13 protein-coding genes are annotated in these 11,259 nt (G+C 41.7%); 5 read left to right on the top strand and 8 right to left on the bottom strand.

The features are described 5' to 3' along the window. Positions 1–313 precede the first annotated feature (313 nt). Complete coding sequence (locus V7077_RS06095) at positions 314–2,395, top strand: hypothetical protein (protein ID WP_335499404.1); 2,082 nt, start codon at positions 314–316, stop codon at positions 2,393–2,395. A 22-nt stretch (positions 2,396–2,417) separates the two neighbouring features. Here the strand turns inward: V7077_RS06095 and V7077_RS06090 are convergent, their stop codons facing one another. Next, the gene (locus V7077_RS06090) at positions 2,418–3,332 is read right to left on the bottom strand and encodes an alpha/beta hydrolase (protein WP_335499402.1); all 915 of its coding nucleotides are present in this window, start codon (positions 3,330–3,332) and stop codon (positions 2,418–2,420) included. 165 nt (positions 3,333–3,497) lie between these two features. Here V7077_RS06090 and V7077_RS06085 point away from each other — a divergent pair, with 165 nt between their 5' ends. The 3 genes from V7077_RS06085 to V7077_RS06075 all read left to right on the top strand — a co-directional run bounded on the left by V7077_RS06085 (position 3,498) and on the right by V7077_RS06075 (position 6,670). Then, on the top strand, positions 3,498–4,820 hold the full coding sequence (locus tag V7077_RS06085; RefSeq protein WP_335499400.1) for an ectonucleotide pyrophosphatase/phosphodiesterase: 1,323 nt from the start codon (positions 3,498–3,500) through the stop codon (positions 4,818–4,820). Beyond that, entirely contained in the window at positions 4,817–6,091 is a 1,275-nt protein-coding gene (locus V7077_RS06080; RefSeq protein WP_335499396.1) for an MFS transporter, read from the top strand. The genes V7077_RS06085 and V7077_RS06080 overlap by 4 nt, the downstream gene beginning before the upstream one ends. Before the next feature lie 174 nt (positions 6,092–6,265). Beyond that, positions 6,266–6,670 carry a VOC family protein gene (locus V7077_RS06075; RefSeq protein ID WP_335499393.1) on the top strand — a complete coding sequence of 135 codons (405 nt, stop codon included), beginning with the start codon at positions 6,266–6,268 and terminating at the stop codon, positions 6,668–6,670. A gap of 95 nt (positions 6,671–6,765) precedes the next feature. Here V7077_RS06075 and copZ read toward each other — a convergent pair whose 3' ends face one another. The 4 genes from copZ to V7077_RS06055 all read right to left on the bottom strand — a co-directional run bounded on the left by copZ (position 6,766) and on the right by V7077_RS06055 (position 8,738). Further along, positions 6,766–6,972: a copper chaperone CopZ gene (copZ, locus tag V7077_RS06070; protein WP_335499389.1), complete on the bottom strand. Its 207-nt coding sequence runs from the start codon at positions 6,970–6,972 to the stop codon at positions 6,766–6,768. 11 nt (positions 6,973–6,983) lie between these two features. After that, complete coding sequence (locus tag V7077_RS06065; protein ID WP_335499386.1) at positions 6,984–7,331, bottom strand: metal-sensitive transcriptional regulator; 348 nt, start codon at positions 7,329–7,331, stop codon at positions 6,984–6,986. Between the two features lie 158 nt (positions 7,332–7,489). Then, positions 7,490–7,957, bottom strand: a complete 468-nt coding sequence (locus tag V7077_RS06060; protein ID WP_335499383.1) for a CBS domain-containing protein — start codon at positions 7,955–7,957, stop codon at positions 7,490–7,492. A 130-nt stretch (positions 7,958–8,087) separates the two neighbouring features. Continuing rightward, on the bottom strand, positions 8,088–8,738 hold the full coding sequence (locus V7077_RS06055; RefSeq protein WP_335499380.1) for a TetR/AcrR family transcriptional regulator: 651 nt from the start codon (positions 8,736–8,738) through the stop codon (positions 8,088–8,090). Positions 8,739–9,161: 423 nt separating this feature from the next. On the opposite strand from V7077_RS06055, the gene V7077_RS06050 reads away from it, so the two are divergent. Next, positions 9,162–9,323 (top strand): hypothetical protein, encoded by a 162-nt coding sequence (locus V7077_RS06050; protein WP_215046039.1) that lies wholly within the window; start codon positions 9,162–9,164, stop codon positions 9,321–9,323. 49 nt (positions 9,324–9,372) lie between these two features. On the opposite strand, the gene V7077_RS06045 is transcribed toward V7077_RS06050, so the two are convergent. The 3 genes from V7077_RS06045 to V7077_RS06035 all read right to left on the bottom strand — a co-directional run bounded on the left by V7077_RS06045 (position 9,373) and on the right by V7077_RS06035 (position 11,211). Beyond that, complete coding sequence (locus V7077_RS06045; RefSeq protein WP_335499375.1) at positions 9,373–9,954, bottom strand: DNA-3-methyladenine glycosylase I; 582 nt, start codon at positions 9,952–9,954, stop codon at positions 9,373–9,375. 125 nt (positions 9,955–10,079) lie between these two features. After that, complete coding sequence (locus tag V7077_RS06040) at positions 10,080–10,928, bottom strand: extradiol ring-cleavage dioxygenase (RefSeq protein WP_335499373.1); 849 nt, start codon at positions 10,926–10,928, stop codon at positions 10,080–10,082. 97 nt (positions 10,929–11,025) lie between these two features. Continuing rightward, positions 11,026–11,211, bottom strand: a complete 186-nt coding sequence (locus V7077_RS06035) for a 4-oxalocrotonate tautomerase (RefSeq protein ID WP_335499371.1) — start codon at positions 11,209–11,211, stop codon at positions 11,026–11,028. Positions 11,212–11,259 lie beyond the last annotated feature (48 nt).

Below are 11,259 nucleotides of genomic sequence, written 5' to 3'. Positions count from 1 at the left end.
AGGACTTTGAATTTGCATCTTCGAATCCACCCACGCACGAAGGAAATGCGATAGCATTTTCGAGGAGTCTTCGCCGCCTTCCGCTCCAATCAATTGGCTAAATATCAACAATAACCTTTAACACAGCCTTTTATTAAAGAAAACAGCCGTGATGACACTCTGGAACCAAGATGCGAATATACTAATTTCATTATAATTCCTTTTTAACCAAACGCTTGCAACAAAATTGGCAATATTATTACAAACTATAACCACAGTGAAAGAATGAGAAATGGTGCCTGTCACCATTTACTATCTCGGGAGGTGATTAAGTATGGGCTTGATTGAGTTTCCGTTTGTTTTGGCTGGACCGATTGTGCGTCGGGTGAAGCGTGGGCAGGTTTTTATTTGGTTGGCGACGAGCAGGAAGGCGGAGATTGAGGCAGCTCTTTATGAGATTGAGACGATTAGTGAACACCCATCATTTGATTATCATCTGATGGAGACAAAGACAGAAACCACTTCAATAAGAGCAGGAAAACAGCTTTACCTCCATTTAATCAACATTACACCCACACAGGGCTGCTTTCCGACAGAAACCCTTATTGGCTATAACCTCCACTTTGTCCGTGCCAGCGGGAGCCGGACGGACGATTTACAAAGTCTTCACTACTTATCTCCTGATCACCAGCACTCCATTGTGTACGGAAATTTGAAATACCCTGCCTTCCTCATAAGAAATGGAGAAAGCCAAAGTAATATCTTCTATGGTTCATGCCGAAAGCTGCATGGTGATGGCGAGGATACACTCGCTCTCGCTGATCAGATTTTAGAAAAAAACTATGAAAATATCTCCTCCCGTCCTGACTCCCTTTTCCTTATGGGAGATCAAATCTATGCAGATGACGTCGCTGACCCGCTTATTTTAGCGATTTCAACCATCAGCCGGGAACTAATTGGTCAAAAAGAGCCCCTGAGCAAATTGGATGCCCGTCTTGGTCAAGAACCCTATTCCACTGCTCTCAAGCAAATTAACGGGAGACAATTTATAATAGAATACATCGCTCAATTTACAAGTTCCAAAGCCCAAAATCATTTAATGGAATTAGGCGAATTTGCAGCGATGTACCTTTTGTCGTGGAACCCCGAGCTTTGGGCCGTCCTTCAGAAGCACCAATTACTTCTCTCTTTTGAGGAAGCAGAAGAACAGCAGTTGATCCATTTTACTTTTCCCGACAACGATCTTTATCAGAAGGAACACAAACTCGAACGGCAAAAACTGAAGGATCGTTATCTTGATCAGCAAGAAGCACTGATTACTTTCCAAGAATCTCTCACTCAGGCCAGAAGATTGCTGGCGAATATTCCCACCTATATGATTTTTGATGACCATGATATTACCGATGACTGGAATCTATCGGCCGAATGGAAACTGTCGGTCAACAATGCGCCGTTAGGGAAACATGTAGTGACAAACGGCCTTTGTGCCTATTGGCTTTTCCAGGGCTGGGGAAATGAGCCAGACACCTTTGACCATGATTTTATCACCACCATGACAAACCATTTTAACCGACTTCGCAAAGGGTCCACCCATCGTAAATCCTACGAAAAATGGCAGGAGTTGCTTTGTGAGTTCAACTCTTGGCATTACATTGCTCCCACCCACCCAAAAGCCGTCTTTCTTGATACCCGGACCATGAGGGACTATGATACGGCCCCAAAACCACTTAAATTTGGTCAAATCATCAAAGAAAGCGAAGGCTGCCCGCGGCTGGTAAACCAAACAGGATGGTCGCTCACCACCGCCAAACTCGAAAACAGCGGCTGGAAAAAGGAAAGCCCATTAATCGTTGTGTCAGCCACTCCTGTTTATGGCATGGGATTAATCGAATCCTTTTTACATGACTTTGTCTATCCTGTTCAAGTGCTTGGCGTAAAGGTAGAAACCTCGTTTGATTTTGAAGCATGGAAATACAATGGCAAAGGATTTACAGAATTTCTGACGCATACCTCCAATTGGTCCCCTTTACCTCTCATCATTTTATCAGGAGACGTCCACTATGCTTCAGCCGTTAAAGCAACTGTCACTTTTGCCAATGAAAACACACTCCCGATCTATCAATTTACAAGCAGCCCTTTTAAAAATATGAGCTTCACCGGGATTTGGGGTCTACTAATGAAATTGGTCATCACCATCAATGCCTACAGCCGGAAAAGAAATGATATTTACCGAATATGTACCCCTGATTACACCATCACCCACACCAAGCCTGCTGCAGATACCACGTCATACCTATGGAAGGACCAACTCCGTTACCAATCCATTGACAATGGTTCCATCATTGAAACAACCAATAATCTCGGTCTTATTTCCATTGAAGGGGAACAAATCCAAAACAATCTCTTAAAAAAATAACGTGAAGGCCATCACCTGGCCTTCACGTTTTCATGATTCGTCTAATGAATTGACCGATTTCTCTGGTTGCTCTTTTCGCTTCAGGTAAGAGATCACCACTAATCTGCCAAACATGCCACATCCCATCCCAAACCTTTAATGATACATTTACACCAGCAGCCTTTGCTTTAGCGGCAAGCGATAAGGCATCACTTTGCAGTATTTCATGTGTTCCTGATTGTATCAGCATTGGCGGCAATCCGGTTAGGTCTGCAAACACAGGTGAAATCAGCGGATGGTCGAGAGATTCCGATCCTGCGTACATTCGGGATGCTTCCTTTACAGCCCTTAAACTTAAATAAGGATCCACATCGCCATTTTTCTGATAACTTTCTCCACTGCTTGTTAAATCTACCCATGGCGACAGACAAACAATCCCAGCCGGCAGCGGCTCATTTTGATCCCTTAAGACAAGTGCAGTGGCAAGACACAAGCCGCCGCCGGCCGAATCGCCTGCGAAAATAATGTCCTTGCCAGCATATCCTTGCTTCAACAACCAGTGGTAAACGTTGACCGCATCTTCAATCGCCGCCGGAAAAGGATGTTCAGGTGCCAAACGGTACTCCGGGAATAGCACTCTCACACCGGCTGCTGCCCCAATCCGTGCAGCAAGCGGCCGATGTGTGTTTGCTGAGCAAAGAGCATAACCACCACCGTGAAGATAAAGGATTACCTTATCCGGCATAGCAGCTCCCGTCGTCAACCACTCTGCATACACCCCTTCGATATGCAAGGGAATGACTTCACAATTTTTCGGAAGTTTACCGATCTTACTTGCAGCAGTATCAAGCATCTCCCGCTGTTCCTCTATTCCCCTTTGCGATACACCTTTTTTGGCAGCACGTTTTACCGACAGCTTAATTGCTTTTTCAAAAAAATAACTTTGAAAACTTGGCATGATTCCACCCCGCCTTTATACCAATAATTGCTAATTTAATTATACTAAAAAAGAATATCGATGCGGTAATCATTTCGCTATTGCACTTAATATTCTAAACTTTTGTAAATGTTCTGTAACAATCGGGGCTGTCTATAGTACAATTAGGCTAACAGGAGGTGTTCAATGAACCGGCTTACCGATCATTTAATCCTTATTTCCTTTGACTGTCTTTCAGCTTTAGACCTTCCCATCCTGCAAGAACTGCCTCACTTTCAGACCATCTTAACGAAGGGAGCACTGGTAGAACACGTTGAATCCATCTACCCTTCCGTCACCTATCCATGCCATGCGACGATTGTTACCGGAAACTACCCGAACCGGCACGGTGTTATCAATAATACCCTTCTGCAGCCTGGTAAAAACTCCCCAGATTGGAACTGGTATCGAAAATGTATCAAGGGGACGACCCTTTATGATGAAGTGAAAAGGGCCAATATGACCACGGCCGCCTTTCTATGGCCCGTAACAGCAAAAGCGGACATCGATTTCAACATGCCGGAAATCTTTGCCAATCGCCCATGGCAGAATCAAATTCTTGTTTCCTTACTAAACGGGACACCCCACTTTCAATGGGAGATGAACAAACGCTTTGGTTACATCCGTAAAGGTCTTCAGCAGCCGGAATTAGATGATTTTGTACTAGAGGCAGCTGTGGATACGATTAAAACAAAGAAACCTAACCTATTATTGGTCCACTTTACCGATTTAGATACCCAGCGTCATGAACATGGTTTTTCATCAAAAGAAGCGTTTCAATCCCTTCATCGGCATAATCAGCGGCTTGGGAGAATAATTGAAGCTTTACAAGAAGCCAACATCTTTGAACAATCCACGATCATCGCTTTAGGTGATCACAGTGCACTTGACGAACAGAAAGCGATTAACCTCAATGTCCTTTTCCATCAGCAAAACTTAATCACCACAAATGCAAATGGCAAACTAATTAATTGGAAGGCCTATTGTAAAAGTTGTGATGGCTCTGCATATATTTATCTAAACACCCCTGAAGACCAGTCAACACTTCAAGCGGTTCACAATCTCCTTGACTTATTGCTGGAGGAACCGGACTTCGGAATAGAAAAATTCATAACAGGAGAGGAAGCGGCAGCAAGAGGAGCAGATGGCTCGTGTGCCTTTATGATTGAAGCTAGACCTGGATTTTATTTTCTAGAAGACTACCGCGGGGAATTTATCAAACCCATTACGAAAGAGGATACAAAGACCAATAAAAAATATACAATGGCATGCCATGGCTATTCGCCTGAAAAAGAAAACTATGGAACCATTTTGATGGCAACCGGGAAAGGAATTCAACAGGTCACCCTGCCTTCAATCCGTCTCATTGATGAAGGGCCAACATTCGCAAGGCTTCTGGGTGTCAGCTTAGGTCATACTGATGGAAAAGTGATTGAAGAGTTGTTAACTTTAGAGGGGGATGTAACATGAGTCGAATGTCAAAGCAAGAAAAGAGCTGGGTATTCTATGATTGGGCAAACTCTGCCTATTCCATCCTGATTACAACTGCTATTTTCCCATTATATTTCAAGGCAGCGGCGAAAGAAGCAGGACTTGCGGCGTCAACGTCCACAGCTTACTGGGGCTATGCCAATTCGCTTGCAACTCTGTTAATCTCACTTTGCGCCCCCATTTTAGGAAGCATTGCCGATTTCAAAGGCTTCAAAAAACGATTCTTTACCTTTTTCTTTGCACTCGGGATTATTTTCACCCTCTTGCTCGCGGTTGTGCCAAGCAACCAATGGCTGACTCTCTTAATCTGTTATATGGTGACGGTCATCGGTTTTGGCGGTACCAATATTTTCTATGATGCTTTCCTTGTCGATGTAACTTCCGAAGAACGAATGAATCAAGTCTCCTCTAAAGGCTATGCCATGGGTTATATCGGCAGTACTATCCCTTTTGTATTGGGAATCGCACTTATTATTTTATCGCAGCAAGGGATCCTTCCGATCTCTGTAACCGTTGCTAGTCAAGCAGCATTTGCCATTACTGCCTTGTGGTGGGGGTTGTTCACGATTCCCATGCTGAAAAACGTTAAGCAGATTTATTATAAAGAACGCGTCGGAAATCCTGTTAGCAATGGATTTCGCCAATTATTTATAACCTTTAAAAAAATAAGATTATATCGCCCGCTCTTTTTATTTTTATTCGCCTATTTCTTCTATATTGATGGCGTCAATACCATTATTACGATGTCTACAGCCTATGGATCTGATTTAGGAATCACCTCAACTAATCTCTTAATCATCTTGTTTGCCACTCAAGTAGTCGCGGCTCCCTTTGCTTATTTTTATGGGAAACTTGCCGATCGTTACAAGGGAAAGACGATGCTGTTAGTGGGGATTTTTGTCTATGTTGTTATTTGTATTTATGCCTATTTTTTAAAAACCACTTTGGATTTCTGGATTCTCGCTATGCTGGTCGCTTCTTCACAAGGAGGTATTCAAGCATTAAGCCGTTCCTATTTTGCTAAGCTGGTACCGAAAGAAAGTGCCAACGAATTCTTCGGATTCTATAGTATTTTTTATAAGTTTGCTGCAATTTTAGGCCCCTTTTTAGTGGGATTCACGGCCCAACTAACCGGCAATACCAATAGCGGTGTTTTTAGCCTGATTGTATTGTTTATCATCGGCGGCTTAATTTTGTTCAAGGTACCCGAAAAGAACCCTGTTGTAAAAACTAATTCCCTGTCACAATAAGGTAAGAGAATCTTGGATTCACGCTAAAACAGTGCCTTTCACATCGGAAGGACACTGTTTTTTTATTTGTATTGATTACAGAACTAGCGTTCGTTTATAATAGTACTATCAGCAACCTTGCTGCCAAAAGGATATACCTAATTACCAACGGCTGGGAAAAAAGGAGAATTTTATATGATTGCACCGTATTTAATGTTTAACAGACAATGTGATGAGGCTTTTAAAATGTATCAAAAGGCATTTGATGGCGAAATGGTTTCAATCCAGAAATATGGTGACATGCCGGCAAATCCGGCCTTCCCTGTAGCGGAAAGCGATAAAAACCTTGTTTTACATGCCCAATTGAAATTAACAGATTCAGGATTTATTTATGGTTCAGATGGAAATAGGGATCTAGGAAATGGTGCAAAAGTGTCGATCAGTATAGAGCTTGATTCCGAGGAACGTGCACAACAAGCATGGGAAGTTCTTAAAGATGGCGGCTCTGTTTATATGGACCTTCAGCCCACATTCTTTTCTAAACTGCATGGTTCTGTACAGGACAAATATGGGGTAACTTGGATGTTTACCGTTAACTAAGAAACGAAAACGACCTTATTAGGCTCTTTCGCTGTCCATTTTTTAGAGTCAATTAAAAATTAGCACCCAGGGGCTAAAACCTGGGTGCATTTCTCTTAATTGACATCGTAACCTTGGTCATCAATGGTTTCTTTAATTTTTTCAAGTGAAACGAGTTTCCCATCAAACTCTACAGCAACTATGCCTTTTGCAAGGTCAACATCCACCTTTTTTACACCCTGCAGCTCACCAACACTGCCTTCGACCGCTTTCACACAATGTCCACAAGACATTCCACTCACCTTTAATGTAACTTGTTCCATTATTAGCGTCCTCACTTTTTCATTAATTTTTGTATTGTCACAAGGACCTCATCGAGGACCTCCATATCGCCCTCTTGAATTCTCTCGACAACACAGCTTTTCATATGCCCTTCAAGCAATATTTTTGCCACACTGTTTAACGCTGATTGTGTGGCAGCGATCTGGTTAATCACATCATCACAATAGGTATCTTTTTCAATTAAGCCTTTAATTCCACGGATCTGTCCTTCAATTCGATTCAGCCTGGTAACTAAATTACTTTTCACCTTATCTGGATGATGACTCCGTCGATGGCTTCCCTCATGTTCGCAGCACGATTCTTCAGTAAGTTCCTGCTCAAGTTCTTTTTCATGAGACATTTAAACGCCTCCTTTTTGCTCTAATTATATCATACCACCGTACCGTATCGCGACGTGTATATTTATCCTCTACCTGCTCCCGATAAAATCCGCAAAATAAGAAAGAAAAGATAGGCTGTGCTTTTATTACAATCCAGGCCTACCTTTAAACAAAGCACTTACACTCCTTCAACAATCTTTTGCTGAATATTTCGAATGACATCACCACGGCTGATAACACCTACGACTCGATTAGCGCCATTCACGACAGGCAATTTTTTAAAGTGGTGCTTTGATAAGATATCGACCACTTTCTCCATATCATCTTCAGGCTGAACAGACATGATTCCATGCGTTTTCGCAAACTTAATAATCTCCCGATTGATAATCTCACTTAAATGCACTTGTTTATCCTCTACGGCTATATAAGTGATAAAACTGAAATAATCATGAATCCTCCGGTCTAATGGCTTAATAGCACGGATAATATCCCCATCTGTTACAATTCCGCATAATGTCCCATCTTTATTTGTGATTGGAACCCCGCCAATTTTCTTTTCTACAAATACAGACATGACATCTTTAACAGTACTTTCTGGTCGAACTGTAATGACGTCTCTAACCATAAAATCTCTTACTTTCATCATGGTCACCGCTTTCTTGGGATCAACTCAAAAATAAATCATGTTTTTTCCTTATTCTTTGTGCTATTTTCAGGTTAACTTGAATATAATAAATTCCATCTTTCAAGATATTATTTTCTTGAGAACTTATTATTTATTCGGCTCCTCCTATATTATTGGAAAGCTCCTCTAAAACTCTAGGTGGGAACACCATTCGGCAAATCAGCTTGGCAATATCCTGGAATGCTGAAGGGTTCTCAGACTGGCTGGTTTTATCAAGACCGTTCTCGACCATTATCATAATCGCCCAAGAAAGGGTATCTACATCCAAATCAGCCCAAATCAGCCCTTTTTCTCCCGCTTTTTTTAATCCGCTTATAATCCTAGCGTGAATTCTTTTTCTAGCATTGTCCAGAACGGCTGCGAGCTCGGGGTCCTTTGCTGACAGCTCAGGCAGAACATGACGAAGTCCGGATTCATGGATTCTGTCATAATGATTTTCTAAAGAAGACGCCAATGCTGCCACTGGGTCGCTTGAAAGCCAGCTTATTTCCGGTGGAAGAAAGGTCTCAATCTTGTCCTCAAGCAGCGACAACAACAACTGCCGTTTATCGGAAAAATATCGATAAAAGGTCCCAGTTGCAACCCCTGCATGCGCGGCAATTTCTTTTGCCGTAGTCTGCTCATAACCCTTTTCATGAAACAAAGCATAGCCACTTTCGATTAATGCATTTCTTTTAGCTTGAGCCCGTTCCTGCTTAGGCAAAAATGGAAATTCGCCTACCAGTTTTTCATCATCTGACATGTTCTCACCTCGATATTATCTTACCACTTTTCATTAATTTGAACCATAGTTCATGTTTAAATTGACAGAAATAGCGGTTTGTGTGATACTTGAACTAAAATTCATGTTATCCCTGATTATCATGAATAATTTTTAAGAAAAGTTATTTTGCGAAGCAGGAATTTACAGCTTCTATGCGAATAATTTAAAGTATCTATTTTTATTTTTGGCTATGTTAAAGGAAATAGTTGATTGGAGCGGAAGGCGACGAAGACTTCTGCTGGAGTAAAGGGTCTGGGTAGACCCCACAGGCTCTTAAGCGCCGAGGAGCCTCCCCGACACGGCCGCGGAAAGCGAAGCCGCCTGGAGCGGAATTCAACATTCAAGATAAACACAGCCTTATTTTTAAAAACATCTTAAAATAATTGGAAGGTGTTGGTTCATTTGGCAAACCAATCTGAATCTAAGAAACTATCTGTTAATTCCACTATTTCATTAAAAGGAATTGTCAAAGCCATTTTCAACGATACCGTTCATGTTCAAATCGGCGGAAAAATCATACCGATTCCCGCTTCTGATTTTATGATGGAAAAGCCAACAAAATAATGACCTTTATGAAGACCCGCCACACATGTGACGGGCCTTCTTTTTCCTGCTAATCCTTTGAGTTCAAGCGCTGGTAACACTTACAAGCAGTAACATGGTCATTCACCATCCCCACTGCTTGCATGAAAGCATAACAAATGGTTGAACCCACAAATTTAAAGCCTCGCTTCTTTAAATCTTTACTTAAGCGATCACTAATTTCCGTTGTTGCCGGAACCTCGCTCATGTCCCTGAAATGATTTTGGATTGGCTTTCCGTCCACAAAGGACCAGATATAGGCTTGAAAGGACCCGAATTCATCGACGACCTTAAAGAAAGCTAGTGCATTGGTAATAACGGCATTTATTTTCAGCTTATTTCTTATAATTCCTTCATTTTGTAATAGTTCAGCCACTTTGTTTTCATCATAGTGGATAATCTTTTGGGGATCAAAATAATCAAAGGCTTGCCGATAGTTATCCCGTTTTTTTAAAATCGTATACCAGCTTAATCCTGCTTGGGCTCCTTCAAGATTTAAATATTCAAACAGCAGGCGGTCATCATATACCGGTACTCCCCATTCGTGGTCATGATAATTTATATAGAGCGGGTCCTCATTGACCCAGCTGCATCTTATTTCTTTATCACTCATTCATGTTCTCCTAAATAAATGTCATTTTGATCATCCCTATTAGTATTACATACTTCCCCTCAAAAAGGTATGCTTACATACAAAAAGCCGGACACCCAGCAGCAGGTTTCCGGCATCGAATCAACTTATTTTACTAATTCATTCTCTAGTAATGAATTGACTTCTGGAGCCGTGACTTTACGAAAGGTAATCAGCACATTCCAGCTGCCTGAAGACTGACCATCTGCATAGAAAGTAGGCTTACATTCAGGATCCAGTAAGCTAAGCAGCATAGCAAGATGGCGCCCGCCTGATTCGACCCTTGCTAACCTTGCATATTCCGGCAGCATATCATACGCGGATTGATAATCCTTGTTCATCACAAATTCAAGAAATTGCTTATCCATGGCATGCTCTGTGATGGTTGGCTTATTATGCCTGCCCCTCACTAAATTATGCGACAAGGCACCACTTGAAACAAAGACAACCCTTTTACTTGTTTCTTGTAAGACCTTCGCAATTTGCCGACCCCATTGATAGGTCTCTTCGATACTGGCTGCCAATGTTACCGATAAATTTATAACCGGTATTTCTTCATCTGGATTGAGGTAACGCAATGGAACCACACTTCCGTAATCCCACAGGTAATATGGATCATTTACCCCCTGGACCTGGAGGCCAGCCTCTTCTCCGGCTTTTACGAGTTTGTTTGCTAATTCTTCATCACCTGGATAGTTGTAAGGGAGGTCTTTGATTAAGTCCGGGGCTTCGAAGGCAGTTAAGATCCCTTTATGAACCGGTGTACAATCTACATAATGGAAAAACGTCGATGGCCAGTGACATGATACTAACACAATCACATCTGGATTTATTTCTTTTATTTGATTAGCTACTACTTTCATGGATGAGGCCATATCCATTTGAAAATCCGGTACTTGGTCTTCATGGCACATACTGGGAACATGAGGAGCTATCATACTAAATTCAATCGTCATAATACCCTCCTATATATTTGATAATTAAGGTAACGCTTACAAACCAGAAAAATTAGGGAGAGCAATGATCTTCCCCATGCTCCCAATTATGAATTCCTTATCTTTCTGAAACAGGTATTCCTGCAATTCCCCAATGGGTTTTTGGTACTTCGGTTACAATCACCCTAATGCTTTCCTTTGGTGCATTTAAAGTTTCCTCAACGGTATGGGTAAGATTTTTAATTAGTTCTGTTATTTTTTCCGGAGGTCTACCTTCCATAATTTGAACATTAATTAATGGCATGCTAATCATCCTTTATTTTAGGCTGTGTCAATCTTGAATGTTGATTTC

Source organism: Neobacillus vireti (genome assembly GCF_036962465.1).
Classification (GTDB): Bacteria; Bacillota; Bacilli; order Bacillales; family Cytobacillaceae; genus Neobacillus; species Neobacillus vireti_B.
This window is presented reverse-complemented; position numbering and strand designations above follow the sequence as displayed.